The organism is Kitasatospora dryopteridis, from assembly GCF_050749075.1.
Classification (GTDB): domain Bacteria; phylum Actinomycetota; class Actinomycetes; order Streptomycetales; family Streptomycetaceae; genus Kitasatospora.
This window is the reverse complement of record NZ_CP192749.1, coordinates 4503849-4530056: the sequence shown is the minus strand read 5'-3', so window position 1 is coordinate 4530056 and position 26208 is coordinate 4503849. Positions and strand designations below refer to the sequence as shown.

The following is a 26208-nucleotide window of genomic DNA, read 5'->3' as shown; positions in this document are numbered from 1 at the left end:
CGCGAAGGGAGACCAGGATGGCAGAGGCCCCGCGGCAGCACCGGGTCGCGGTGCTGGCCCTGGACCGGGTGATCGCCTTCGAACTGGCCATCCCCGCACGGATCTTCGAGTCGGCGAAGGGCCCGGACGGCGTCCCGCTCTACCGGGTGGCCACCTGCACCGTGGACGGCGGGCCGGTCGCCACCAGCACGGACTTCCGGATCGCGGTCGACCACGGCCCCGAACTCCTCGCCGAGGCCGACACCGTGGTGATCCCGGCGCAGCAGGACGGCCCCGGCGACGTGGTCGACGGGGTCCTCGACCCGCGGATCGCCGCCGCCCTGGCGCTGGTCCGCCCCGGCACCCGGCTGGTGTCGATCTGCACCGGCGCCTTCGTGCTCGCCGCGGCCGGCCTGCTGGACGGCCGCCCGGCGACCACGCACTGGGCGTACACCGAGCGCTTCGCCCGGATGTTCCCGCAGGTGCGGCTGGACCCGGACGTGCTCTTCACCGACGACGGCGACGTGCTGACCTCCGGCGGGGTCGCCGCGGGCGTCGACGTCTGCCTGCACCTGGTCCGCCGCGACCACGGCAGCGCGGTCGCCAACGCGGTGGCCCGGGCCTGCCTGGTGCCGCCGTGGCGGGAGGGCGGGCAGAAGCAGTACGTCGGCGTGCCCGGCCCGGACCTGCTGCAGGGCGCGGGCACCGCCGCCGTCCGCGGCTGGGCGCTGGAGCACCTGGACCGCCCGCTGCCGCTGGGCGAGCTGGCCGCCCGGGCCGGCATGAGCGTGCGGACCTTCACCCGGCGCTTCCGCGAGGAGACCGGGAGCAGCCCGGGCGAGTGGCTGGCGGTGCAGCGCACCGAGCTGGCCCGGCAGCTGCTGGAGGAGACGGACCTGCCGGTCGAGGAGGTGGCCCGGCGGGCCGGGTTCGGCACGGCGGCCTCGCTGCGGCTGCGGCTGCGCGGCCGGCTGGACGTGGCGCCGAGCGCCTACCGGCGGACCTTCCGCAGTACGGCGCCGGTGCGGCGCCGCTCGCCGGACGGTGCCCCGCCGCGCACGCCCCGAGCACGGCACGCCGGAACACCGTCCGAGCGGACGCACGAGCCCTGAACCCGCGCGTCTGCGCTCCGCACTCGCCGAGGAGGCCTGCGGGCGGTCGGCAGCCGGTCCCCCTGATGTGCTGGCACCACCCGGGCGTCCCTCGGCGTCCCCTCGCGACGGAGCTGCACCCAAGCGTGATCAGTCGGATACGTCACGTCAATGGCTTGTCGTAAATTCGGCAAGGTTGCGGCGCATCGGCCGGGGCCGGAAGCACGCCCGGTCCGGCACGGACGACCGCCGCGCTCCCGCGCGCCGGGGGGCCGCCGGCCGGGCGGGGGCACCCGTGCTGTGCGGGAGCGGGTGCAGGGGCGCGGTCCGGCGCGGAGCCGTGCGGCGCGGCCGCGGGTGTGCCGCGGTGCGCGGTCAGAGCTGCCAGACGAGTTCGTTGAGGACGGGTGCCTCGGCCGGGAGGGCGGCCTGCGCGGCGGGGTCGATCTCGCACCAGACCCGCTTGCCGGAGCCCTCCGGGTACCAGCCCCAGCGCGCGCAGAGCAGCTCGACGAGCTCCAGGCCGCGGCCGCTGGTCGCGTCCCGGCCGGCGTGGCGCGGGGCGGGCGCGGTGCGGCTGGCGTCGGCGACCTCGACCCGTACCGGCGATGAGGCCGCGTCAGGCGACGCGGCATCGGGCACCGGCATGGTGAGTCTCAGCACGGCCGGACAGCCCGTGTGCACCACCGCGTTGGTGACGAGTTCCGAGACGACCAGCACGAGGGTCTCGGCGATGGGCGCGTCCGGGTCGAGCCCGTGGCCCTGAAGCCTGGTCCGTACCCAGCGGCGTGCCCTGCCGACCTCCGCCGGGTCCGCCTGGACCGCCAGCTGCACCTGAAGTACCTGCACCGCTCCACCACCCGCACTCGGTATTCGGCCACCCACACCCTGCCGCCCGGCCCGGGCGGCAGCGCCTTCATCACACCGGTCGGCCGGCCGCGCTCGGCCGGTCTGCCTGGTCGGATTACCCATGGCTTCGACACGAATACGCCTCAGGATGATTCGACCGGAGGGTCGCAGCAAGCGCTTCGGGCATATTCCAGCGATCGGGGGACAGCTCGGTGCATACTGTCCCGCTCACCCTGACGAGCGTCGTACGCGCCGATGATCGTCCGGCCGGGTCGGGGCCTGTGCACGAGCACAACGACGGTACCCCCACCACGGCCGAACGGGGCGCCCGCCACGAGCGAACCACCCTTCCCACATCTGTCCGAACCCGTCGTCGCCGCCGGGGTGGCAGCAGGATCTGACGGGGTGAAACTTCCCGCCCTCTCATTTCCGCATTTCACCCGGCCGGTCCGCGCTCTTGGATACCGTGGTGGCAGGCATGGCCCGCCGGCCGTCCGCCGCAGGGAGAACGCGTCGGCGACACGCCGGGGAGAGCCGGGAGGGACACCCTCGTGAGCAGAGAGGGCGGCACCGCATGAGCAGCTGCGACGAACGACTCGTGCTCCGCCTCGTCCGCGGCGAGGAGACGGCCCTCGGCGAGCTGTACGACCGGTTCGCGCCGCTCGTGCACGGCCTCGCGCTGCGCGTCCTGGACGACGAGGACGCCGCCGAGCAGCTCACCCGCGACGTCTTCGCCCGGGTCTGGACGGACCCGGGCGCCTGGCACCCCGAGCAGGGCACCCTGCGGTCCTGGCTGGGCACGCTCACCCACCGCTGCGCGGTGCAGCAGCTCCGCGCCGCCTGCGGCGACGAGCGGGAGGTCGCCGCCCGTTCCGCCGCCGCCCGCGCCCACCACGCCGTCGCCTCGCTGCCCGACCCGCTGCGCGAGACCATCGCCCCCGGCCACCACGACGGCCGGACCTACCGCGACACCGCCCGCCGACTGGGCATCAGCGACCAGGCGGCCAAACACCGGATGCGGCTCGGCCTGCAGCTCGTCGCCGGGGAGCTCGCCGCCGCCCGCGAGGGCTGCCGCCCGGAGCCCGTCCCGGCGGCCGGACGGCCGGGGCCGTGACGGCGCCCGGGCGGCACGAGGCACTGCGCTCCCTGCTGGGGGCGTGGGCGCTCGGTGCCTGCCCGCGGCACGAGGCCGCCGAGGTGGCCCGGGACCTGGCCGACTGTCCGGAGTGCGCCGAGGAGGCCGCCCGGCTGAGCGGCGCCGCCGCCGAACTCACCCCGGACGACCCGCTCGACCTGTCCTCCGCGCTCCGCCGCCAGGTCCTCGACTGGTGCCTGACCCGCCGTCCGGCCCGGCTGCCGATACCGGCCTGGGCCGGCCCGTACGCGGCGGAGAGCGCCAAACTGGACGCCCTGATGCGCGACCTCGGCCCCGCCGAGTGGCAGGAGGTCGCCGAGCTGCCCTGGCACGGCGGGGTGCAGCGCTGGCGGCCCGCCGAGGTGCTCTGCCACCTCACCGCGGTCGACGGCTACCTCGCCCGCTCGGTCGGCCTGCCCGACCCGCTCGGCGGCGCCCGACCGCCACTGGTCGGCCGCCGGCCGCCGGTGCCCCGGGTGCCGGAGCAGGGCGGCCCGTCCGGCGTCCTGGGCCGCACCTGGGCACTCATCACCGCGGCCGGCGGGGAGGACCCGGAGCAGGTGCGCCGGCGCTGGCGCCGGCAGAGCCACGGCCTGCTGCAGGCCGCCTCGGTGCACGGCGGCGACGGCGGCGTCCCGGTCGACTACGGGTTCGCCGTGCTGCCGCTGCGCGACGCCTTCCTGGACCGCGCCTTCGAGTGCTGGATCCACGGCGACGACATCGCCCGCGCCGTGGACTACCCGTACCCGCCGCCGGCCCCGGCGCACCTGCGGCGGCTCATCGACCTCGGCGCCCGGATACTGCCGCAGCTGCTGGCGGCCCGCCACCGGGCACAGCCGGCCGCCGCCGCGGCCGTACCGGGGCGGGCGCTGCGGCTGGTGATCGACGGTCCGGCGGCCGGGGAGTGGCTGATCCCGTTGGACGGGGCGGGTGAGGGCGCCGAGCCGGTCGCCGAAATGGCCCTCGACGGGCTGGAGTTCTGCTACCTGGCGGCGGCCCACCGCGACCCGGACCGCATCCCGGTCGGCGAGGAGGGCGACCGGGAGGCCATCCGGCAGGTGCTGCACGCGCTGCCGCTGCTGTCCCGGCCCTGAGTGCGGGGCCGCCCGGGCTGCCCGGGGGTGCCGCCCCGGGTGCCGCCCGGTGCTGCGTCAGGCGAAGACGACGGTGCGGCTGCCGTTGAGCAGGACGCGGCGCTCGCTGTGCCACTTGACCGCGCGGGCCAGCGCCTGGCACTCGACGTCCCGGCCGAGGGCGACCAGCTGCTCGGGGGTCACGTCGTGGGTCACCCGGGCCACCTCCTGCTCGATGATCGGGCCCTCGTCGAGGTCGGCGGTCACGTAGTGCGCGGTGGCGCCGATGAGTTTCACGCCGCGGGCGTGCGCCTGGTGGTACGGCTTGGCGCCCTTGAAGCTCGGCAGGAAGGAGTGGTGGATGTTGATCACCCGGCCGGACAGCTCCTTGCAGAGGTCGTCCGAGAGCACCTGCATGTAGCGGGCGAGCACGACCAGGTCGACCTGCTCCTCGGTGACCAGCTCCAGCAGCCGGCGCTCGGCGTCGGCCTTGGTCTCCCGGGTGACCGGGATGTGGTGGAACGGGATGCCGTAGGACTCGGTGAGCGCGCGGAAGTCGGTGTGGTTGGAGACCACCGCGGCGATCTCCACCGGCAGGGCGCCGATCCGGGTGCGGAACAGCAGGTCGTTCAGGCAGTGGCCGAACTTCGACACCATGAGCACGACACGCATCCGCTCGGCGGTCGAGTGCAGGTGCCAGTCCATGTGGAACGAGGCCCCGACGGCGGCGAAGCTGGCCCGCAGCTTCTCCGCGGTGACCGGCCCGGGCGCGGAGAAGTGCACGCGCATGAAGAACAGCCCGCTGTCGGCGTCACCGAACTGCTGGCTGTCGATGATGTTGCAGCCGGTCATGAAGAGGTAGCTGGAGACCGCGTGCACGATGCCCTGCTTGTCCGGACAGGACAGCGTGAGGACGTACTGGGCGTCGGCCCTCTGCTCTTCCACGTTCGGCTTCCTCCACTCGTTCACGCCAGGACGGCCAAGCGTGTCACATTCCGGACGGCCCGTGCGCCGCTGACCGGACTGCGGGACGCCGCCCGGACGCCCCGGGTCAGGCCGCCCGGGTCATGATCCGCAGCACCTCCAGGCTGCGCGGCGGGGTGTCCGGGTCCTCGCCGTCGTTGACGGCCAGCAGGACGTGCGCCTCGCGGGCGGCGGCGACCGCCTCGGGCCAGAGCTGGTGGCCGAGGTAGGCGGCGGCGGGGGCGTCCGCGCCGACCTGGTGCAGCACCCGGAGGACGCGGAGCACGGCGGCGTCCACAGCCGCGGCCTCGGCGGCGTCGCGGACGACCGTGCCGATGTACTTCTCGGCGGACCAGCGGTCGAGCCAGCTGTCCTCGACGAGGCGGTAGACGGCGTCGGTGACGTCGCCGTACCCGTCCAGGCCGGCCAGCCAGGCGTGCTGCTGGAAGGTCGGGTCGGAGAGCATGTGCAGCGCCGAGCGGATGCGGGCGCGCCAGCGCCACCAGGGCAGATCGTTGAGCGGCATGCGGCCCATCGTGCTGGAGCGACGGCCGCCGCGAGAAGAGCTGTTGGCGGACCGATACGAAGAATCTGTGCTGTCGGACATCGTCCTTCGATCGTACGTTCCCCGACGAGTTGCGCTCTACACGCGTCACCCCCCGGAGTTCCGCCTGCGTTGGCTTTCCGTTCGCCTTTCGTCCCTCTCGCCTTGCCCGGTCAGGTCAAGGCTTGTTTTCGGCCGATCGCAGCGGCCGTGAGGACCCGGGGAGGGAGTCATCATGAGGCGGAACGGATCGCCCGACGACCATCAGCCGACCGGTCGGCGGATCGCCGGCCCCAGTCGGGGAGCGCGTCGCAGAGCGGGCGTCCTGGCCGCCGCGGCGGCCCTCGTTCCCGCCCTGCTCGCCACCTCCGCCTGCGGCGGTCCGGCGGACGCCGCCTCCGCCTCCGCCGACCTGACCGTGATGACCTGGGCGCCGGCCGGCACCGGCTCCGCCGACCGGCCCGGCATGACCGCGCTGGCCGAGGCGGTCGGCCGCGAGATCAACGCCAAGGGCGGCCTGCACGGCCGCAAGCTGCGGGTGCTGACCTGCAACGAGCACAACACCTCGGAGGGCGTCACCGCCTGCGCCCGGCAGGCCGTGGACGCGCACGCGATCGCCGTGGTCGGCTCCTACAGCCAGTACGGCTCCGGCTTCGTCGCCATGCTGGAGCAGGCCGGCATCCCCTACCTGGGCGGCTACGGCCTCTCCACGCCGGAGTTCAGCAGCCCGCTGTCCTACCCGGTGGCCGGCGGCACGCCCGCCCTCATCGCCGGCAGCGGCCGGCAGCTGGTCGAGGCCGGCTGCAAGACCGTCTCGCTGATCCGCCCGGACACCCGGGCCGGCGACACCCTGGTCGGCTACCTGGACGCGGCGCTGCGGCCCGCCAACATCAGGCTGACCGACGTCAAGGCGCCCGAGCGGTCGAACGACTACACCCCGATCGCCCAGAAGGCCATCGGCGACGACCGTAACGGCAACTGCGTGACGGTCGCGCTCGGCCCCGAGCCCACCGCCAACCTGCTCGACCCGTTCCGCCGGCTCGGCCCCAAGCACACCGCGCTGGCCTCGGTGATCGGCAGCTTCCAGCAGTCCGTGGTGGACTCCACCGGCGGCGACAACGGCCCGCTCGGCGGCGCCTACGCCACCGGCTGGTTCCCCGCCGAGGCCTCGCCCGTCTGGGACGCCCTGCGCGGCACCGTCCGCAGCTACGGTGCCGGCGACACCGCCATCGACACCGCCGACCCGGGCGTGCAGACCACCTGGGTCGCGTACGAGGTGCTGCGGGCCGCGGCCGCACGGGTGGACGCGTCCAAGCCGCTCACCGCCAAGACCCTGCGGGCCGTGCTGGACAGCGGCGACCCGATCGAGACCAACGGTGCCACCCCGCCGCTGAGCTGGGGCATGACCAACATGCTCGCCAGCGCCGACTCGCCCCGGTTGGTCAACACCTCGGTCACCTTCCAGCAGGTGCAGGGCGGCCGGCTGGTGGAGCAGCACAAGGGCTTCGTCGACATCCGCTGGGTGCTCGCCGGGGGCAAGCCCACGGCGTGACACCGGGCCCTGAACGGCGCGAGGGGCGGACGGGATGCATCCCGTCCGCCCCTCGCGCCGTTCAGGGCCTCAGAGCTCGATCTTGTCCTTGGTCGGCAGGCCGGCCTGGGCGGCGATCGCGTTCCACAGCGTGGAGGCCTTCTCCTTCGCCCCGGTCGCCGTGCCGCTGGCCTCGGTGGCCGACTTCAGGTGCGGGTTGTTCTTGACCGTCGCCGGGTCGCAGCCGGCCGCGGCGTCGCCCGCCCAGGCCGCGTACTCGGTGTCCGCGTTGGCCGAGGCCTGCCAGGCCTTCTGCAGCTGCGAGGACAGCTCGGCGCCGCCGGTCAGCTTGTCCGTCTTGAGCGCGCCCAGCTTGGTCAGCAGCCCCTGCCGCTGCGCCGCGGCGTCGGTCAGGGCGGCCTGCGACTCCGGCAGCTTCTCGCACTTGCCGACCGCGGCCACCGCACCCACCACGGCCTGGCGGCTGGCGCTGGCGGTGCCCAGCAGGTCGGAGAGGGCCTTCGCCTGCCCCTTGGCCTCCGGGCTCAGCCCGCCGGCGCCCGAGGTCGCCGGGGCGCCGCTGGAGGCCTTGGCCACCGGGGTGGCGTCGGCTCCCGAGGGGGTCTCGTCGCCGCCGCTCATCAGCACGGCGACCAGGATGCCCGCCGCCGCGCAGCCGGCGATCACACCGCCGATGATCATCTTGTTGGACGGGCGCCCGGCGGAGCCGCCGGAGCGGCCGCCCGACCCGGGAACGACCGTCGGGGCGGCCGGGAAGGACTGCCCGCCGAAGGTCTGCTGCGCGCCGTACCCGGGCTGCGGAACGGCCTGTTGCGGCTGCGCCTCGGCGGGGAAGCCGCCGCCGAAGGTCTGGCCCCCGTACGACTGCTGGCCGCCGTAGGCGTGCTGGTCCCCGTAGGCCTGCTGGCCGCCGAAGGTCTGCTGGCCGCCGTACGACTGCCCCGTGCCCTGCCCGGGCTGACCCGGCATCGGCTGACCCGGTGTCTGCTGCGGCATCCCGCCCACCGAGGGGTCGGCGGTCGGGTACGGCGGCAGGTACTGCGTCTCCGGGGCGTGCTCGGCCGGCGCGGCAGGCTGGGCAGCCTGCTGCGCGGCGCCCGGCGCCGGGCCCCAGTACTCCGGGCCGCCCTGGCCGGGCACCGGCGGCGCGGCCTGCGGCACCGGCTGCTGGGCGGGCGGTGCCTGCTGTGCGGGCACGCCCGGCTGACCCTGCTCCCCTCCGGACTCCGGCCTGAACAGATCGTCCAAGTTGAAGTCGCTGGAGGAATGGGAGTGGGAGAAGCGGCGCTGGCTCAACGCGATTCCTCACCTGTGCCGCGCGCACGCTGACGGCGGACCACAACTGCTCGACGACCTGGGTAACGCTGCATAGCACGCCCACGCTACCCCGTCACCTGCACGGGTGACTACGCAGGGAGGGCGTTCCTCACCTGCTCCTCACGAAGCGGACCTTCCCCGGCTCAGGCAGCCTCCCCCGCCAGCCTGGCCTGGAACTCCCGGACGACCCGGTGCTCGCGGTACGGCTCCAGCCGGCTCCGGAAGTCGTGGAGGTACTCCACACCGCGGTTCGACCGCAGACCGCTCAGCAGCCGCACGGCCTGGGTGCCCGTCTCGCAGGCCCGCTCCACCTCGCGCTGCTGCAACTGCGCGGTGGCCAGCAGGACGAGGTCCACGGCACGCCGGCGCACACGGCTCACGGGGTGCAGCTCCAGCGCAGTACGGGCGTACGCCTCCGCCTTCGCGCCCTGCTCCAGGTCGCGGTGGCAGTGCGCGAGCTCGTCGGCCAGGTACGCCTCGTCGAAGTGGACGATCCAGTCCGGGTCGTCCGCGGGGTTGCGGTGCGTCATCGCCTCCTGGGCCCGGGCCGCCACCGCCTCGCACGCCCTCGCGTCGCCGAGCAGCGCGTGGCCGCGCGCCTCGGCCGCGTAGAACATCGCCATCGCGGTCGGGGTGGCGACCGAGCGGGCGCCCTCCTGGGCGGCCCGGGCGAGCTGGGCGATCTCCCGCGGGTTGCCGAGGGTGGCCGCCAGGTGACTCATCGAGGCGGCCAGCACGTAGCCGCCGTAACCGCGGTCGTCGGCCGCCTGGGCCAGCCGCAGCGCCTGGATGTAGTAGCGCTGGGCGAGGCCGGGCTGCCCGGTGTCCACCGCCATGTAGCCGGCGAGCTCGGTCAGCCGGGCGACCGCGGCGAAGAGCTGACGCCCCGTCTCGTCCCGGTAGCCGCCGGAGAGCAGGTTCGACACCACGCTGTTCAGGTAGTGGACGACCACCGGGCGGACGTGGCCGCTGCCGAAGCGGTGGTCGAGCTCGACCAGCATCTGGGTGGTGGCCCGGACGGCGGCGACGTCGGTCGGGCCGACCCGGGTGGCGCCGGCGCGGGCGACGACCGGGTCCGGCGGGGTGATCAGCCAGTCCCGGCTGGGCTCGACCAGTGCGGAGGCGGCGACGGTGGCCCCGGCGAGGAAGTCCCGCCGGCCCACGTCGCTGCGCCACAGTTCGCAGACCTGCTCCAGCGCGGCGTTCAGGTTGGGGGCGAACTGCAGGCCGACCGAGGAGCTGAGGCCCTTGCCGTCAGCCATGCCGATCTCGTCCACCGTGACGCCGCGGCCCAGCTTGCGGCCGAGCGCCTCGGCGATCACGGCCGGCGCCTGGCCGCGCGGCTGCTGCCCGCGCAGCCAGCGGGCCACCGAGGTCTTGTCGTAGCGCAGGTCCAGGCCGTGCTCGGCGCCGCAGAGGTTGACCCGGCGGGCGAGGCCCGCGTTGGAGCAGCCCGCCTCCTGGATCAGCTGCTGCAAGCGCTCGTTGGGCTCTCGTGCGACGAGTGGTCTCGCGGCCATGAACTTCGCCTCCCCAACGCCCCCGGCCCTGACCGCGGGGCGACGATTCTGCTGCTGGTGCCTGCGCCGGCGGGCGGGGGCGACCTCCCCCGGCCGGGTACCCGGCGACACCAGCGGAATACCCAGGGTGACGCATCCACTCCCCACGCGCCCTGGTGAATGCCTCTGTGCGCCCCCACTGCGCCCGTTACCGCCCTCGACCGGCCGCCCGGAAACGGGGACGCCTCACCGTCGAGGGTGACATCCACGGCGTCCGGCTGACCACCCCCCGCCCGGCCGTAACCGCCTTCACGCACGGTAGTTGAGCAACACGTGGACAACACCCCAGGAGCCCGCGAGCAGGGCCTGCCCCCGCTCCTCATCGAAGCCGTCAGTTACGCGGAGGACCGCCACTGGGAGGTCGTCCCCGGCGCATCGCTGGTCGACGGCGACGGACCGGCGCACTGCTCGTGCGGCGATCTCCGGTGCGCGCTGCCCGGCGCGCACCCGACGGAGGAGGACTGGCGGCGCAGGGCCAGCGCGGGCCCGGGCGTGGTGCGGCGCTGGTGGACGGAGCGACCGGAGGCCTCGATCCTGCTCCCCACCGGCAGCTCCTTCGACGTGCTGGACGTGCCCGAGATCGCGGGCTGCCTGGCGCTGGCCCGGATGGAGCGGATGGGGCTGCAGCTCGGCCCGGTGGTGGCCGTCCCCGCGGCCCCGGGCCGGGCCGGCCTGCGGCTGCACTTCCTGGTGCTGCCCGGTGTGGCGGCCAAGCTGCCGGAGATGCTCCGCAAGCTGGGCTGGGCGCCCGGCAGGCTCGACCTGGTGGCCCGCGGCGAGGGCGACTTCATCGTGGCCCCGCCCTCCCGGGTCGGGCCGTACAGCTTCGCCCAGTGGGCGCGGCCGCCGTCCGCGATCAACCGCTGGCTGCCTGACGCCGCGGAGCTGATCAACCCGCTCGCGTACGCCTGCGGCCGGGACGCCTCCCGGCCCGTCCGGCCGCAGCCCCGGCCGGTCGCAGCGGGCCTGCGCTGACCGGAGCCTGACGGGAATTCACCCGTCCGCCGACCGCCGCCCTGCTCCTATCGGGTGAGGGCGGGACCGCGCGACACCCTCGCGCGCATCCGGCGGGCCCCGCCTCCCACCGGGGGCGGGGCCCGCCTGACGCGTGTCCGCCCTGAGGCACCGGTGTACCCGCTGCTCAGCGTGGCAAGCCCGCTCATTCGGGTGACAAGTCTCAAGGATTGGCGCGATCTGCCGAGGGGACACATTCCGTCGGGAGGACGTACGAGAACGACACGAGAGGGGGGCACGGACCGGGGGGCCGGGGAGGGCGTTCGGTCGGGGAAGCCGGACGCGGACAGGGGGGCTTCGGGGGCTGCGGCACCGTCCCGGCTCGGGGTGGCCGGTGCCGCAGCACGAAGGGGAACAGGGAGGGAACGGAGGGGAAGCGGGTGGGGAGCAGCAGGGCCCGGCGCCGGGGAGCGCCGGGCCCTGCTCGCATCGCCGTGGGTGCCCCCGTGCGGGCCCTAGGCCTGGGCGACGAAGACGTGGGCGGCGATGTCCTTGCCGAGTTCGGCGGCGTTCTCTCCGGCGCCGACCAGCACGCCGCCGGTGGCTGCGGAGACCTGCACCGTCGCGCCCGGGCGGACACCGGCCCGGCGCAGGGTGCGCATCAGTTCCTCGTCGGTCTGGATCGGCTCGCCGATGCGGCGGACGACCACGTTGGTGCCGCCGCTGCCGGCCACCGCGTCCAGGGTGAGCAGGGCTGCGTCGAAGCCCTCGCCCTCGGCCTTGGTGTCGCCGAGCTCGTCCAGGCCGGGGATGGGGTTGCCGTACGGGGACTGGGTGGGGTGGCCGAGCATGGCGAGCACCTTGCGCTCGACCGTCTCGCTCATCACGTGCTCCCAGCGACAGGCCTCCTCGTGGACCTGCTCCCACTCGAGGCCGATCACGTCGACCAGCAGGCACTCGGCGATCCGGTGCTTGCGCATGACGCGGACCGCGAGCCGGCGGCCCTCCTCGGTGAGTTCCAGGTGACGGTCGCCGGCGACGCGGAGGAGGCCGTCGCGCTCCATCCGGCCGACGGTCTGGCTGACCGTGGGGCCGCTCTGCTCCAGGCGCTCCGCGATGCGGGCGCGCATCGGCGTGATGCCCTCCTCCTCCAGCTCGAGGATGGTGCGGAGGTACATCTCCGTTGTGTCGATCAGGCCAGACATCGCCGCTGGTCTCCGTTCTTCGGTGTCCTCACCGCCAATTCTGGCGTACCGCAGTGTCAACAGGGACCGGTCGTGGTACATGCCCGGCCCTTTTCATCGCTGTTGACAGCGGACCGCCGCAGGCAGCACCGTGCAGGCCGTATCTTCCTCCATGCGCGGTCTGGACCACCCGGCCGCCCAGAGAATCGGAGATTTCGATGACCGACCTGGTCGGGCAGTACTTCGACGCCGCCGTGGCCCACCTGGAGCGGGTCCGCCGCGAGGAGGCGGCGTCGATCGAGGCGGCCGCCGAGCTGCTCGCCGGGGCGGTGGCGGACGGCCGGAGGATCTTCGCCTTCGGGGCCGGGCACTCCTCGCTGGCCGCCCAGGACGTGGTGTACCGGGCCGGCGGGCTGGTCGTGATCAACCTGCTGAACGTGCCGGGGATGACGGGGGTGAACGTGATGCCGGCGCCGCTGGGCAGTGCCCTGGAGCGGGTCTCCGGGCTGGCGACCGCGACCCTGGACCTCACCCCGGCGGCCGCCGGCGACCTGCTGTTCCTGATCTCGCTCTCCGGACGCCAGGTGATGCCGGTGGAGCTGGCGCGGCACGCCCGGGAGCGCGGGATGAACGTGGTCGGGGTGACCTCGCTGGCGTATCCGGACGCGGTGACCTCCAACCACCCGTCCGGGACCTTCCTCAAGGACAACTGCGACGTGGTGCTGGACAACAAGATCGCGGTCGGCGACGGGGAGCTGTCCTGCGCGGGTGCGGAGACCACCTTCGGCCCGGTGTCCACGATCGTGACCAGTGCGCTGATGCAGGCGGTGGTGGTCTCCGCGGTCGGCCGGCTCACCGAGCGCGGGATCACCCCGCCGCTGTTCCGCTCCGGCAACGTCGACGGCGGCACCGAGTGGAACGCCAAGGTCATGGCGGACAACCGGGAGCGGATCTACTACGCGTTCTGACCGGCCCCACCGCCCGGCCCGCGGGACTCCGGGGGCCGGGCGGCGGGCGGCCTATGTCCGAACTGCACCTGTCGGCGGGCGACGGTCCGCACCCATACTGGCCGTTCCCCAGGCGTACCGCGCCGCCGCGCGGGGCACAACACTGCTGCTGGGGTCGGAGCGACGGTGGGGGGCCGACATGACCGCGGGGCCGGCACGTTCGATCGGCTGGGTGCGCGAGGACGACCTGCTGCCCGAGCTGTTCTGGGCCGCCGACTCCTCCTCGCTGCAGGGGCAGCGCCGGGCCGTACTGCTCTCCCGCTGGGAGCTGGTGCTGCTGGTCGCCGCCGCCGCGACGGGCTCCGCGGACGGCACGGTGTGGGCCTGGGTGGCGGCCTTCGCGTACCTGTGCACCGTCCTGATGGCCGCGCTGATGACCGTCCAGAACCCGCAGGGCCTCTGGTACGAGGGTCGGGCGGTCGCGGAGTCGGTGAAGACGCTGTCGTGGAAGTACGCGGTGCGGGCCGACTCCTACCAGCCGCCGCCGAAGAAGCTGCCGGACGCCGAGCGGCTGTACGCGATCCAGCTCGACGGCATCCTGGGCGAGTTCGAGACGGACCGGGTCATCCCCCAGATGTCCCGGGTCCGTTCGGAGCTGCAGGCCTGGCGGGGGTCGGCCCGGCACCCGCAGATCACCGAGAAGATGGAGCAGCTGCGTGACCAGCCGCTGCCCGTGCGCCGCGACGTGTACCTGCGCGAGCGGGTGCAGGCGCAGCGCGAGTGGTACCAGCACAAGGCCCGGCAGTGCGCCAATGCCGGCCGGCGGGCGGGGCGGCTGGGCATCGCCCTGCCGATGCTGGGCCTGGTGCTCGCCGTACTGCGGGCGCTGGGGTACTTCAGCTACGACGCGCTGGGCACGGTCTCGGCGATAGCCGCCTCGGTCTCGGCCTGGGCGCAGCTGCGGCAGTACCGGCCACAGGCCGCCGCCTATTCGCTCGCCGCGTCCGAACTCTCCCTGGTGGAACGCCAGCTGGACCAGCTGCGGCCCGATTCCGAGGACGCCGAGGAGACCTGGGCGCGGCTCGCCCGGGACGCCGAGGACGCGATCTCGCGGGAGCACACCACCTGGCAGGCCCGCCGTGAGGTGCGCAGCCTGGACGTGCCCAACTGATCTGGAGGAACTGCGTGGTACGACGACTGGTCGAGGCCGCGGCGGGACGGTGGCTGGCCGTCGAGACCACCGGTGACCCGTACGGGAAGCCGGTGTTCCTGCTGCACGGCACGCCGGGCAGCAGAGTGGGGCCGGTGCCGCGCAGCAGCGTGCTGGCGCGGCTGGGGGTGCGGCTGATCTCCTTCGACCGGCCCGGGTACGGGGAGTCGACCCGGCGGCCGGGCCGCCGGGTCTCCTCGGCTGCCGAGGACGTGGTGGCGATCGCGGACGCCTTCGGGCTGGACGGCTTCGCGGTGCTGGGCCGCTCCGGGGGCGGGCCGCACGCGCTGGCCTGTGCGGCGCTGCTGCCGGACCGGGTGGCGCGGGTGGCCGCGCTGGTGTGCCTGGCGCCGAGGTTCGCGGAGGGTCTGGACTGGTACGGCGGGATGACCCGGTCCAACGTCCGTGAGTACACGGAGGTGGAGCGGGGCGAGGAGTTCTTCGTCGATGCGTTCCAGGCCCGCTCCAAGCTGATCAGGGACAACCCGCATGCGCTGATCGACGACCTGGTGCCGGAACTCCCGCCGACCGACCGGGCGCTGGTCACGGACATGGGGATCCGGCGGATGCTGCTGGCGACGTACCAGGAGGCGTTCCGGCACGGTGCGGACGGGTGGATCGACGATGTGCTGGCCTTCACCGCGCCCTGGGGGTTCGAGGTGTCGTCGATCCGGGTGCCGACCCGGCTGTGGCACGGTGCGGACGACCAGTTCTCGCCGGTGGACCACTCCCGCTGGCTGGCCGACCGCATCCCGGGCGCCGACCTCTACCTGGAGCCGGGGGCGGCGCACTTCGGTGCGTTCAAGGTGATGACGGAGGCGCTGAAGTGGGCGGCGGGCTGACCCCGGTGGGCGGTTCGGCGCCGGCGAGGACGGCGAGCACGTTGTCGACCGCCAGGTCGCCCATGGCCTGACGGGTGCGGACGGTGGCGCTGCCGAGGTGCGGGGCGAGCACGGCCCGTTCCTGGGCGAGCAGCGCGGCGGGGACGGCCGGCTCGTGCTCGAAGTTGTCCACGGCGGCGGCGAAGAGGTGTCCGGAGGCGAGTGCGGCGGCCAGCGCCTCCTCGTCGACGACGCCTGCGGTCATGCTGACCAGGACGGCGCCGGCGGGCATCCGGGCGATCCTCCCGGCGTCGAGCAGGTGCCGGGTGCGGGCTGTCAGCGGGGCGGTCACCACCAGGACCCGGGAGGCGGCGAGCAGTTCGTCGAGCGGCAGGTGGCGGGCGCCCTGTTCGAGGTCGGCGGGGAGCCGTTGGCGGTTGTGGTAGCTCACCGGCATGCCGAAGCCGGCGGCGCGGCGGGCGACGGCCTGTCCGATCCGGCCCATGCCGAGGATGCCGAGCGGAGTGCCGGCCAGTTCCAGGCCGAGCAGGAAGGTCGGGGCCCAGGCCCAGGGGCGGCCGGAGCGCAGCAGCCGCTCGCCCTCGCCGAGCCGTCGGGTGGCGGCCAGCAGCAGGGCCCAGGCCATGTCGGCGGTGGCCTCGGTCAGGACTCCGGGAGTGTTGGAGACGGCGACGCCGCGGGCCGCGCAGGCTGCGTGGTCGATGTTGTGGGTGCCGACGGCGTGGTTGGCGACCAGCCGCAGGGCCGGGCCGGCGGCGTCGAGGAGTTCGCCGTCGACGGTGTCGTCGAGGGTGGTGACCAGGGCGGTGCAGCCGGCCGCGGCGGCGAGCAGCTCGGCGCGGGCCATCGGCTGCTCGCTGTCGTGGTGCCGGACGTCGCAGGCGGGGTGGAGCCGGTCCACGACGCCGGGGGCGAGCCGGCGGGTGACGAGGACCTTGGGCGCGGTGGTGTCGGTCATCAGGCCCGCAGGCTACACCGGCGACGGGCCCGCCCCGGTGGTGTCCCGGGGCGGGTCGTCGGGCGGCTCAGAGCGGCTGCGGTTCCAGGTCGCGGTTGATCCGCTGCCAGCCACGGGCGGAGACGATGGTCGGGTGGTCGTCGCCGAAGAGTTCGACCAGGGCCGAGATCGACTGCCGGCGCAGTGATTCGGCCTCGTCCTGGCGCCCGGCGGCGCGCAGGGTGATGGCGAGGTTGAGCGAGCAGACGACCGCGTCGGGGTGGTCGGGGCCGTAGCGGTTCTGCAGCCCGGCGTAGGCGGCGCGCCCGAGTTCTTCGGCCCTGGTGAGCTGGTGGTCGTCGCCGTAGGCGTTGGCGAGGTTGATGGTGGCGTTGAGGGTGTAGGGGTGGTCCGGGGCGAGGGACCGGGCGAGTCCGCTGACGGCCTCGTCGTTGTGCCGGATGGCGCCCGGCAGGTCGCCGCTGCCGCGGAGGTAGATGGCGAGGTTGTTCTGGCAGACCTGGGTGAAGGGGTGCTGGTCGCCCAGCTGTCGGCGGTAGCCCTCGTAGGCGGCGGCGGCGATGTCGCGGGCGGTCTCCTTGTCGCCAGCGGCGCTGTGGTCGGCGGCGAGGTTGAGCCGGCAGGCCAGGGCCTCGGCGTTCTCCTCGCCGTACCGCTCGACGTAGCGCTCGTAGGTCTGCTCGGTGAGTCGGCGGGCCTCGCGGACCTCGCCGGCGCGGCGGAGCGAGACGGCGAGCGACTTGGCGCAGCGCAGGTTCTCCGGGGCGTCGGGCTGGAGGATCGCGTCGAGGCTCTCGGTGACCTCGCGCAGCATGTCGACGGAGCCCTTGTAGTCGCCCATCTCGCGCAGGTCGCGGGCGAGGTTGGACTTGCTGGACAGCGTGTACGGGTGGTTCGGGCCGAGGACGGCGACCCGGCGGTCGTAGGTCTCCTGGTCGAGGTCGCGGGCGAACTGGGTGTTGCCGACGAGCCGGTGGTCGATGGCGAGGTTGTTGGCGGCGGTCAGGGTGCGCGGGTTGTCGTCGCCGAACAGGTCGCGGAACTGGTTGTGGGTGTCGGTGTCGAGGATGAGCGCCTCCTGGAAGCGCCCGAGGGCGCGCAGGTCGGCGGCGAGCGAGCCGGCGGTCATCAGGGTGAAGGCGTTGTGGTCGCCGAGGAGTTCCTTCTGTCCGGCCAGGGTGGCCCGGTCGAGTTCCAGGGCCTCGGCGAACGCGCCCTGGGAGCGCAGCACGTTGGCGAGCTGGAAGTTGAGGCTCAGGATCTGCCGGCGCAGGAAGCGGCGCTCGGCCGCGTTGGTCTCCGTCACGTAGCGGGCCGCCCAGGAGTCGCCGAGGGTCCGGGCGAGGGCCATGGCGCGGTCGAGGTCGACGCGCTTCCACAGGTAGCGGACGCGGTCGATGAGCATCTCTCGGGTTTCGCGCTCGCCGCAGTCCTGGGCCCGGGAGGGCAGCAGGTGGGGCCAGATCTTCTCGAAGGCGGGCCAGTTGGCGGGGTCGTCGGTGTCGCCGAGGGCGGGCCGGGCGCTGACGAGGATGCGGTGCACGTCGTGCATGGCGTCCTCCCGCTCGGCCTCGGTCATGCCGCTGCGGACGACGGCCTGGACGAGGCGGTGCACCTGGAAGCTGTTGCTGGCGGCGTCGGTCTTGGCGAGGGCGTAGCGGCTGACGGCCTGGATGACCTTGCCGAGCATGAAGCTGTCGGTGAGGTCCTCGTCGTAGGGGGCGAGGGACCTGGTCATCTGGTCGTTGTAGAAGAGGGTGAGCGAGATCGGCTCCGGTGCGAAGAAGGCGCAGAGCTGGAGGAGTCGGACGGCCGCCGGGGACTGCTCGCGCAGCCGGGCGATGGAGACGTTCCAGGTGGCGCCGACCGGGGTGGGGTAGTCGACCGGGGTGTCGCCGGCGGCGAGTGCCTTGGTGGCCTCGGCCTGCAGTTGGGCGACGTAGGTGTCGACCGGGGTGCGGGTGGTCTCCAGCCAGGCGGCGGCGACCTCGACGGCGAGCGGCAGGTCGCCGACGGCGTCGGCGACCCGGTCGGCGTCCTGCCGGGAGAGGCCGCGCACCCGGCGGCGCAGGTGGTCGATGCTCTCGCCGCGGGTGAAGACGTCGACGCCGAGCACCCCGGCCTGGCCGGACCAGCCCTGGTTGCGCGAGGTGATGAGGATGTGGCCGGAGCCGCCGGGGAAGTAGCGGCGGACCTCGGACGGCTCGTCGGCGTTGTCGAAGATCAGCAGCCAGCGGGCGGTGGGCGTGCCGCGGCGCAGCGCCTCGCGGGCGGCCTCGGCGGCCTCGTTGACGCTCTCGCCGACGCGCAGGCCCAGCCGGTCGGCCAGTTCGGCGAGGTCGTGCACGACGGACTCGGCCTGCTCCGCGTCGATCCACCAGACCAGGTCGTAGTGCGACATGTAGCGGTGGGCGTACTCCAGGGCGACCTGGGTCTTGCCGACGCCGCCGAGGCCGTAGAGGGTCTGCGGGGTGGGCAGCACGGCGGTGGGGCCGCCGACCAGTTGTTCGCGCAGGTCGTCGAGGACCTTGGCGCGCCCGGTGAACGAGGGATTGCGCTGCGGCACCGACCAGTAGGTGGGGCGGGTGCCGGGGAAGCGCGGGCTGCCGGGGCTGCGTTCGGTGGGCACCGGATCGGTGTGGCCGACGGCGCGCAGCAGGGTGAGGGCGGCCTGGATCTCGTCGCGGCCGACGAGGTCGACGGGGTTGCGGTTGTTGAACGGCGCGGTGAGCCGGACGTCACCGACGCGGACGGGGATGACCTGGCGGCGGGTGCCGGCCGGGTCGCCGCCGACGGTGCGCTCCCACAGTGCCTGGGCCTGCGGCGAGACGAGGTAGGCGGAGGAAAGCACGGCGACCGTGCGGAAGGCCGAGTCGATGCCCTGCTCGGTGGAGGAGCGCGGGTCGGAGCCGACGCCGAGGTCGCGGGAGACGACCCGGAAGCCGGCGTCGGTGAGCACGGCGGCGATCCAGTCGGCCCAGACACGGTCCTCGGCGACGTAGCTGAGGTACAGGTCGGCGGGGGCCGTGGGCCGCCGGCGGATGAACGCGTCGAGGTTGCGGAGCCGTTCGAGTTCGTCCATCGGCGGCAGGGCGGTGACCCGGTTGCGGGTGATGGCCGCGGTGAGCCGTTCGCAGGCGGAGAGCAGTGAGGCCGGCTGGCCGGGCGCGTCGCCGAACGGGGCGAGGATCTCCTCGTACGAGTAGAACGGGCGGTAGGGGATCTCCACGGAGGCCCAGTAGTGGGCGAGTTCGGGCTCGGCGAGGCCGGAGGGCAGGCCGGAGAAGCGGATCCGGGCGTGTGCGCGGCCGGCGTCGGCCTTCTCCTTCTCGTTCTCGTCGATGCGCATGGGCACCGGCAGGATACGGATGCCGCGGTCGCCGAACCGTCCGTCGACGGTGTGTGCGATCCGGGCGGCGCCGTCGATGCTCTGGTCGCTCAGGGTGAAGCAGACGACCAGTTCGTCGGGCATCTCGACGGTGCAGATGTCCGCGGTGTCGGTGAGGCCGGTCCGGCTGTCGATCAGGACGTAGTCGTAGTGGTGCTTCATGTCCTGGCGCAGCGACTGCAGGAAGCGCTGGCCGTTGTAGCGCTCGTAGAAGTCGTCCCAGTCGATCCGGTTGGCGGAGTAGTCCCGGTTGACCTGGCCGGCCGGCACGTAGTCGAGGCCGCCGGTGCCGGGGAAGCTCCAGGAGAGCGAGATGGCGTGCGGGTGGATGCGGGCGAAGTCCTCGTGCCAGTCGAGGGCGCGCTCGACGGGGCGGCGGGCCTCGTCGTAGTAGTCCGCGAAGAGGTCCATCATGCCGGTGGTGCCGTCGACGGCGGCCTGGTCGAGGAAGGGGTGGAAGAACCGGCCGAGGCCGGGTGCCTCCAGGTCCCAGTCGACGGTGAGCACCCGGAAGCCGTTGGCGGCGAGTATCCAGGCGGTGTTGGCGAGCGCCATGGTGCGGCCGGTGCCGCCCTTGTACGAGTAGAACGTGATGATCCGGCCCTGGCGGCCCTCGTCCGTCCTCGGCTCCGCCGCGGCGTCGGGGGCCGTGTACCGATGGTGTGTGGCGGCCCGGGTCTGGCTGTCGGTCATGGCTGTCCTCCCCCTGGCGCGGCCCTTCCGGTGCCTCCGCCGTCCTCGGCGTGCTGTGCTGGCTCGGCCTGGTCCCGCAGGCTCGGTCTGCGCGGGCCCGGCGGGTGGGCGGCGGGCTCGTTGCGGCGGACGAAACCTTCGTTGGCGCGGACGAGGGCCCGTTGCAGGGCCTGCCGGAAGGCTTCCAGGGTGGTCGGGGGTCCGGCTCCGCGCAGGGTCGGCCGACCGCCGCCCAGCACCTCGTTGCTGAGCCGGGTGAGTTCGCCGTCGCGGGCCGCGGACTCCTCGTCCGTACCGTTCCACGGTTCGAGGGTGCTGACCCAGGCGAGGCCGCGCCGGTCGAGCCGGGCCACCTTCTCGCGGCGGCGGTCGTCGTACAGGGCCCAGCGGTCGACCAGTACGACGGAGGGGGCGGTGGGTTCGGCCCCGCCGAGCAGCGCCGTTGCCTCGTTCTCGAATTCGTGGACGGTTGCCCGGAAGTCCATGTCCCGGGCGCACTCGACGGCGTCCTCGGCGAGGGGTCTGCGGGACTCCGGCCGGTAGGGCTGCCAGTCGGTGCGCAGCGCCCCGTAGTACTCGGCGCTGCGGCCGGGCGGCAGTTCGTCGCGCCGGTAGGAGTAGACCGCGATCCGTACCGCGTTCGGGCGTTCCTGCTCGCCGAAGGCACTGGGTTGCGCCTCGAAGTCGGCCGGCCGCCCGACCGGGATGATCGTCTGCTCCGCGACGTCGACGATCCGCTGGGCGAGCCGGTGCACGGCGAGTTCGTACTGGGGCCGGTAGGCGGTGAGCTTCATCAGCGCGTACAGGCCCTCGGTGGCGTAGTCGGGGCCGAAGCTCGCGTGGTTGAACTGGAGCTTGCTGGCGCAGCGGGGCAGCGTGTAATGGCCCATCGCCACCCAGAGGACGGGGACGATGCCGCTGGTCTCCTCGCTGTCCTGGCGTTTGCGGTAGACCGGGCGTTGGCTGAAAAGATGCCATTCCTGACCGCACGCATGGCTCTTGAAATACCTCGGCGAGTACAGCGGCACGAAGACCCGGCAGCTGGCGAGCTCCTTGGTGAGCCGGTCGGCCCAGAACTGCCCCTGGTGCATGGACTGGTCCATGAACCCGACGGGAACGCCGTCGGGCACGTCGGTCAGTTCGGTGATCGCCTCGCAGAGGTCCTCGAAGAGTTTGGCCACCCAGTGGTTGGGGTCACCGGCCCGGCTGGTGACGCGTGGTGTGTGTGCATAGCTGAGGAAGAAGTACGGCCTTACGGCAGCCTCGCCCCGTCCCCCCAGGCCGTTCACATGTGCCTCCCCCGAGACCCGTCACCTGACCCCCGCACGGGATTGCCAGTCTAGGAAGGTGTTCTTCCCCATGGAATAGGGCCGCAACTCACGACACATCAGAACTCGGTCAACTCTGGCTCTTCAGCAGCCACTCGGTCGCCACGTCGACGGTCTCCGCGATGGGCATCAGCACGCACCCGGCGTCCCCGAAGGGCCCCCGCTCCACGCCGGGGATGCCGTCGACGATCTCGGCGGCCATCTGCTCGAAGTGCGCGGTCTCCAGCCGGGGCGCCTCGAACCGCGCCCACGTGCGGCGCCCGTCCGCGCCGGTGACGACCGTGGCGTAGTGCTGCAGCGGCGGGTCGGGCCGGCGGTACTCGGCGAGGTGGAAGACCGTGCAGCAGGACCACGGCACGCTGATCAGCAGCACCCTGGCGCCCGCCTTGTAGAGCCGGTTCACCGGGGAGCGCTCGCCCAGGTGGCAGTCGAGGTCGTGGTCGGCGGTGAGCTCCTCGGCCATCGGGCCGACGGCGGTGAAGGAGGTCTGCGGATGGTTGCTGCGGACGGCGCCCCGCAGCAGCCTGATCTCCTCGGCGACCCGGCCCATGGTGGGCGAGGCCGGGGTGTGCTCGCGGTCGAAGGCCTTCATGCCGTCGACGAACCGGCGCAGTTCGTCGCCGGAGAGCCCTGCCGTGGCCGCCTTGTGCAGCGGGGAGGTACGCGAGTTCTCCGGTGTCGCGGTGTAGGCGACGAGGGTGCCGCCCTCGCCGAGCGCCTCGCGCAGGGCGGCGACGATCGTCCGGGTGCGGTCCCGGACCGGGCCGACGGCGCGGGCGGAGGACTGGACGAGCAGCACCTCCCCCTCGCGGACGCCGAGAGCGCGCAGATGGCCCGTCAGCTCCCGCTGGGAGTACAACCCGGTCTCCGTCCTCCGTGGCGAGTCACGGACCAAGGCTAGTGCTGATTCGGCGTCATAAACCCACTCGGAAGGAAGGGATCCCCACCTGTCCCGCTTCGACCAGCCGCGTTCATCTCCGGAACCCGGAAAAGTCACCCGGACGGAAGCATCCGTTCGCCTCACCCGTCGGCCCCGTCCCCCGGCCCGGCGCCCTCCAGCTCGGCGACGGCGTCCCGCGCCCAGCGGGTGTACGGGTCGTCGTGACCGAGGACGCTCTCCAGCTCGGGGAGCAGCTCCCTCAGTCGGCCCAGGCCCTCCTCCCGGTCGCCCAGGCGGGCCGTCCAGTAGGCGTGGTCGCCCCGGCAACTGAGGAAGGTCGGGTGCTCGGGCGTCAGCCAGCGGCCGAGTTCACCCAGCAGCTCGCCGAGCAGTTCGACCGCGCCCTCCGCGTCGCCCGACTCCCCCGTCCACTGCGCGAGCCGGCGCCGGAATCCGTAGGGCGTCGCATGGGCGGGGCCGAATGCGGCGGCGAGGCGCGGGAGGACGGCGGAGATCATCCGGAGCGCGGCGGCCGGGTCCCCGGCGACGCCCGTCCAGTGGCCGATCTCCGCCTCGGTGGCCAGGGTGAGCTGGTCGTCGGGACCGAACGCCCGGCGGACGGCGGGGAACAGCTCCCGCCAGAGCCGCAGTGCCGTGTCGGTCTCACCGCGCAGGCCCGTCAGCGAGGCGAGGTTGGCCCGGGTGCGCAGGGTCTCCCGGTGATCCGCCCCGCGCACCCGCAGCTGTCGGGGCAGCAGGTCTGCGAACACGTCCACGGCCGCGTCCCGGGAGCCGCCGTGGGCGAGCCAGAATCCGATCCTGGCGCGGCTGTGGAGGCAGTCCGGGTGGTCGCGGCCGAGCAGCCGCTCCTGGTCGACCAGCAGCTCGCGGTAGCCGTCGGCGGCCTGCGTCCACTCCCCCGACCGGCCGGTCCATTCGGCGACCGCCGCCCGCAGGCGGAGCAACCGCGGATGGTCCGGGCCGAGGCGTCCGGCAAGGTCGGCGTGCAGCTGGCGGAGGAGCCGCCGGGCGTTGTGCGGTGCCCCCGCCTCGCCGATCCACTCGGCGAGGTCGAACCGCCCGGCCAGCACCTCGGGACTGCCGGGGCCGTGGGCGGCGAGCAGCCGCTCCAGTACCTCCTCGCCGCGGGCCACCGCCTCGGCCCAACGGCCGGCGGCGACGTCGGCGGCCAGCTGCGGGTCGTGCCCGGCCAGCGTGCCGAACGGCAGGTCGGTGATCGGTCCGCCGTCCGCCGCCGGCACGAAGCGGGCGAGCAGCGGCGCACCGGCTCCGGCGAAGGCGGCCGCGCCGGGCGGCAACCCCCGGGTGCCGGCCGTGTCGGCCAGGAGCGCCGGCGCGTACCGGCCCTGCGGCTCCTGGTGGTGCATCACCTCGCCGACCAGCGCGGCGGTGTCCAGGGCGGCCCGGGCGGGCAGCGAGTCGAGCAGCAGCTCCCGCACACCGGCCCGGAAGTCGTAACGCCGCGGCCCGCCGGCCTCGTCCGCCCCCTCCACCGGGCTGCGCCGCAGGAGGCCGCCGAGCATCACCTCGGCCAGCTGGGCGGGTGCCGCCCGGCCGCGCAGCACGGCGCGCTGCACCAGACGCATCACCGGCAGGGTGAGCGGGCTCACCGCGGCCAGGTGGCCGGCCAGCAGGAACGCCTCCGGCGAGGCGGCGGCACGGAAGAGCGCCAGTCGGGCGGCCATGTCCGGGGCCGGCCCGGCAGCCTCGGGATGCGGCCCGGGGGGCGCGGCCACCCGGGGGGCGCCGGCCTCGGCGACCCTCAGCACCGCTGTGCCGCCGGTGACCAGGGCGGTCCAGGCCGCGAGGTGGACGGGCCCGAGTTCCAGGACGGGCACGGGCACCCCGCCGGGCGGTGCCAGGTCGAGCGGCAGCAGCGGGTCCGTCGCCCGCCATCCGGTGTTGGGGCCGCCGGGCCGGTCGGCCTGCAGCCGACGGGCGGAGGTGGGCAGTCCCGTGCCCGGCCACAGGCGCTGCGGCAGCGGCTGCAGGACGGCCGTGGGACAGCTCCGGGCCCAGGCGGACAGCAGCGGGTCCATCCGGCCGTCCCGCCAGGCGGTGCCGACGGTGTCGGACAGCACCAGGACCATGCCCCGGCCGTCGGCCGGCAGGCCGCTGCGGGGCGCCGCCGGGGCGGTGGCGCTGCCGAACGGGCGGGGTTTCAGCCGCGGTCCGCCGGGGTGGCGGGTGTCGAGGCCGTGGCAGCGCATCCGGCGGAAGAGCCCGGCACCGGCGAGCAGTGTCCGCAGCTCGTCCGCGAGGTCCGTCCAGAGTTCCATCGACAGGCCGTCGTCGACGACCAGGGTGAGGTCGAGCCAGCGCTCCCGCCGGGGGCGCAGGGCGAGGTCGGGCCGTCCGGTCTCGGCGACGAGGTCGGCGGTGGCCTGCTCGTCCGGTTCCTCGTCCCGCAGGGACGGGACCGTCCTGCGCAGCGGCCGCAGTGCCCGGACGATCCGGCGCTGGCCGGGCAGGGCCCGGGCGGAGCGGACGAGGACGGGGGCCGCGGCCACGCCCGCGGCGACCGTTCCGGCGGCCGCGTAGACGTCGCCGCTGCCCGGTGGCGGTGTCGGCGGGTGGTCCCCGTCCGGTCCCGGCGGGGGCAGCCGGGACGGCGGCGGGGGCGGCACGCCGGGATCGGCGGGCCGGGCCGCGGGCGGGCCCATCCGCTCGGCCAGCCACAGCACCTCGGCGAGTTCCCGGGCGGTCGCGTCGATGCCGGCCGCCGTGAGGGCCGCGCCGAGGCGGCCGGGGCCGGGGCGCCCGTTCATCCGGGCAGTCCGCCCTCGTCCAGCGAGCGCAGGACGGCGGCGTCGAGGTGCGCGCGGTCGAGGTCGGCGCCGCCGAGCCGTAGGTGGACGGCGTTCAGGAGCTGGTCGGTGGCCAGCACGGCCCGGCCGGTGTCCCGGCGGTCGAGGAAGGACTCGATCAGGTCCTCGGCCACCGCCAGGCCCTCCGCGCCGAGGTGGGCGCCGACGATGTCGCGGAGCCGGTCGCCGGTGGGCGGCTTGAGGTCGAGCCTGATGCAGCGGCGCAGGAAGGCCGGCGGGAAGTCGCGCTCGCCGTTGCTGGTGAGCACCGTGACCGGGAACTCCGCGCAGGCCACCCTGCCGTGGCGGACGGTGTGCCGGTCGAGCGAGCCCTCGACCATGACCTGCACCTCCGCCCGGTCCGGCCCGAGCCGGGCGAGTTCGGGGATGTGGAACTCGCCCTCCTCGAACACCACCAGGAGGTCGTTGGGCAGGTCGATGTCCCCCTTGTCGAGTTCGTCGACCAGCAGGACGCGCGGACGGCCCGGGACCCCCGTGGCCAGCGCGGTGCCGAGCGGCCCGAGCCGGACGTAGTCGCCGATGCCGGGCGCGTCACCGGTCCGGCCGGCGGTGCCGGCGTCCCGGAGCCGGCCGACCGCGTCGTAGCGGTACAGCCCGTCGGCGAGCACCGTCCGGCTGTTGACGTCCCAGCGCAGCGGTGCGTCGAGTCCGAGCTCGTGGGCGACGGAGTGGGCGAGCGAGGACTTGCCGGTGCCGGGAGGGCCGGTGACCAGCAGCGGGCGCCGCAGGTGCAGGGCGGCGTTCACGACGTCCGCCTCCTCCGGGCCGATGTGGTACTCGGCACCGCGGGCTGCCGTGCCACCGGCGAAGCACCGCCACGGCGGGGGCGGCGGCAGGGTTGCGGAGCGGCGCACCCGGTCGCCGCGGTAGAGGCGCCAGTCGCTGGTCTCGTCGTTCATCGTGGCCTTTCTTC

General features: G+C 74.2%; 20 protein-coding genes. 8 read left to right on the top strand and 12 right to left on the bottom strand.

Annotated elements, in window-relative coordinates; all coding sequences use genetic code 11:
- The first annotated feature begins 17 nt into the window (after nucleotides 1–17).
- Entirely contained in the window at nucleotides 18–1091 is a 1074-nt protein-coding gene (locus tag ACQ614_RS20670; RefSeq protein WP_431679985.1) for a GlxA family transcriptional regulator, read from the top strand.
- 354 nt (nucleotides 1092–1445) lie between these two features.
- On the opposite strand, the gene ACQ614_RS20665 is transcribed toward ACQ614_RS20670, so the two are convergent.
- Nucleotides 1446–1919: an ATP-binding protein gene (locus ACQ614_RS20665; protein WP_431679984.1), complete on the bottom strand. Its 474-nt coding sequence runs from the start codon at nucleotides 1917–1919 to the stop codon at nucleotides 1446–1448.
- A 574-nt stretch (nucleotides 1920–2493) separates the two neighbouring features.
- Here ACQ614_RS20665 and ACQ614_RS20660 point away from each other — a divergent pair.
- Both ACQ614_RS20660 and ACQ614_RS20655 read left to right on the top strand, forming a co-directional pair.
- Nucleotides 2494–3033: a sigma factor gene (locus ACQ614_RS20660; RefSeq protein ID WP_431679983.1), complete on the top strand. Its 540-nt coding sequence runs from the start codon at nucleotides 2494–2496 to the stop codon at nucleotides 3031–3033.
- The gene (locus tag ACQ614_RS20655) at nucleotides 3030–4148 is read left to right on the top strand and encodes an MDMPI N domain containing protein (protein ID WP_431679982.1); all 1119 of its coding nucleotides are present in this window, start codon (nucleotides 3030–3032) and stop codon (nucleotides 4146–4148) included. Before ACQ614_RS20660 ends, ACQ614_RS20655 begins: the two co-directional genes overlap by 4 nt.
- A gap of 57 nt (nucleotides 4149–4205) precedes the next feature.
- Here ACQ614_RS20655 and purU read toward each other — a convergent pair whose 3' ends face one another.
- Nucleotides 4206–5072, bottom strand: a complete 867-nt coding sequence (purU, locus tag ACQ614_RS20650) for a formyltetrahydrofolate deformylase (protein WP_431679981.1) — start codon at nucleotides 5070–5072, stop codon at nucleotides 4206–4208.
- Between the two features lie 106 nt (nucleotides 5073–5178).
- On the bottom strand, nucleotides 5179–5697 hold the full coding sequence (locus ACQ614_RS20645; RefSeq protein ID WP_363488754.1) for an SCO4402 family protein: 519 nt from the start codon (nucleotides 5695–5697) through the stop codon (nucleotides 5179–5181).
- Nucleotides 5698–5869: 172 nt separating this feature from the next.
- Between ACQ614_RS20645 and ACQ614_RS20640 the strand changes: the two genes are divergently transcribed.
- Nucleotides 5870–7186, top strand: coding sequence for an ABC transporter substrate-binding protein (locus tag ACQ614_RS20640; protein ID WP_431679980.1), 1317 nt, complete (start codon nucleotides 5870–5872; stop codon nucleotides 7184–7186).
- 69 nt (nucleotides 7187–7255) lie between these two features.
- On the opposite strand, the gene ACQ614_RS20635 is transcribed toward ACQ614_RS20640, so the two are convergent.
- Together ACQ614_RS20635 and ACQ614_RS20630 are read right to left on the bottom strand one after the other, a co-directional pair.
- Entirely contained in the window at nucleotides 7256–8383 is a 1128-nt protein-coding gene (locus ACQ614_RS20635; RefSeq protein WP_431679979.1) for a hypothetical protein, read from the bottom strand.
- A 263-nt stretch (nucleotides 8384–8646) separates the two neighbouring features.
- Nucleotides 8647–10023: a transcriptional regulator gene (locus ACQ614_RS20630; RefSeq protein WP_363488748.1), complete on the bottom strand. Its 1377-nt coding sequence runs from the start codon at nucleotides 10021–10023 to the stop codon at nucleotides 8647–8649.
- A gap of 312 nt (nucleotides 10024–10335) precedes the next feature.
- Here ACQ614_RS20630 and ACQ614_RS20625 point away from each other — a divergent pair, with 312 nt between their 5' ends.
- Nucleotides 10336–11037 (top strand): bifunctional DNA primase/polymerase, encoded by a 702-nt coding sequence (locus ACQ614_RS20625; protein WP_431679978.1) that lies wholly within the window; start codon nucleotides 10336–10338, stop codon nucleotides 11035–11037.
- Nucleotides 11038–11531: 494 nt separating this feature from the next.
- On the opposite strand, the gene ACQ614_RS20620 is transcribed toward ACQ614_RS20625, so the two are convergent.
- Complete coding sequence (locus tag ACQ614_RS20620) at nucleotides 11532–12221, bottom strand: metal-dependent transcriptional regulator (RefSeq protein WP_431679977.1); 690 nt, start codon at nucleotides 12219–12221, stop codon at nucleotides 11532–11534.
- 197 nt (nucleotides 12222–12418) lie between these two features.
- Here ACQ614_RS20620 and ACQ614_RS20615 point away from each other — a divergent pair, with 197 nt between their 5' ends.
- The 3 genes from ACQ614_RS20615 to ACQ614_RS20605 all read left to right on the top strand — a co-directional run bounded on the left by ACQ614_RS20615 (nucleotide 12419) and on the right by ACQ614_RS20605 (nucleotide 15199).
- Nucleotides 12419–13168 (top strand): sugar isomerase domain-containing protein, encoded by a 750-nt coding sequence (locus ACQ614_RS20615; protein ID WP_431679976.1) that lies wholly within the window; start codon nucleotides 12419–12421, stop codon nucleotides 13166–13168.
- Nucleotides 13169–13346: 178 nt separating this feature from the next.
- The gene (locus ACQ614_RS20610; protein ID WP_431679975.1) at nucleotides 13347–14318 is read left to right on the top strand and encodes a DUF4231 domain-containing protein; all 972 of its coding nucleotides are present in this window, start codon (nucleotides 13347–13349) and stop codon (nucleotides 14316–14318) included.
- 14 nt (nucleotides 14319–14332) lie between these two features.
- The gene (locus ACQ614_RS20605; protein ID WP_431679974.1) at nucleotides 14333–15199 is read left to right on the top strand and encodes an alpha/beta hydrolase; all 867 of its coding nucleotides are present in this window, start codon (nucleotides 14333–14335) and stop codon (nucleotides 15197–15199) included.
- On the opposite strand, the gene ACQ614_RS20600 is transcribed toward ACQ614_RS20605, so the two are convergent.
- The 6 genes from ACQ614_RS20600 to ACQ614_RS20575 all read right to left on the bottom strand — a co-directional run bounded on the left by ACQ614_RS20600 (nucleotide 15159) and on the right by ACQ614_RS20575 (nucleotide 26194).
- A complete protein-coding gene (locus ACQ614_RS20600; RefSeq protein ID WP_431679973.1) occupies nucleotides 15159–16157 on the bottom strand; it encodes a 2-hydroxyacid dehydrogenase in 999 nt (332 codons plus the stop codon). The genes ACQ614_RS20605 and ACQ614_RS20600 overlap by 41 nt on opposite strands.
- Before the next feature lie 67 nt (nucleotides 16158–16224).
- On the bottom strand, nucleotides 16225–20238 hold the full coding sequence (fxsT, locus tag ACQ614_RS20595) for an FxSxx-COOH system tetratricopeptide repeat protein (RefSeq protein ID WP_431679972.1): 4014 nt from the start codon (nucleotides 20236–20238) through the stop codon (nucleotides 16225–16227).
- On the bottom strand, nucleotides 20235–21527 hold the full coding sequence (locus tag ACQ614_RS20590) for a TIR-like protein FxsC (RefSeq protein ID WP_431679971.1): 1293 nt from the start codon (nucleotides 21525–21527) through the stop codon (nucleotides 20235–20237). The genes fxsT and ACQ614_RS20590 overlap by 4 nt, the downstream gene beginning before the upstream one ends.
- Before the next feature lie 109 nt (nucleotides 21528–21636).
- The gene (locus ACQ614_RS20585) at nucleotides 21637–22425 is read right to left on the bottom strand and encodes an aminoglycoside N(3)-acetyltransferase (protein ID WP_431679970.1); all 789 of its coding nucleotides are present in this window, start codon (nucleotides 22423–22425) and stop codon (nucleotides 21637–21639) included.
- 161 nt (nucleotides 22426–22586) lie between these two features.
- Nucleotides 22587–25235, bottom strand: coding sequence for an SAV_2336 N-terminal domain-related protein (locus ACQ614_RS20580; RefSeq protein ID WP_431679969.1), 2649 nt, complete (start codon nucleotides 25233–25235; stop codon nucleotides 22587–22589).
- A complete protein-coding gene (locus tag ACQ614_RS20575; RefSeq protein ID WP_431679968.1) occupies nucleotides 25232–26194 on the bottom strand; it encodes an AAA family ATPase in 963 nt (320 codons plus the stop codon). Before ACQ614_RS20575 ends, ACQ614_RS20580 begins: the two co-directional genes overlap by 4 nt.
- Nucleotides 26195–26208 lie beyond the last annotated feature (14 nt).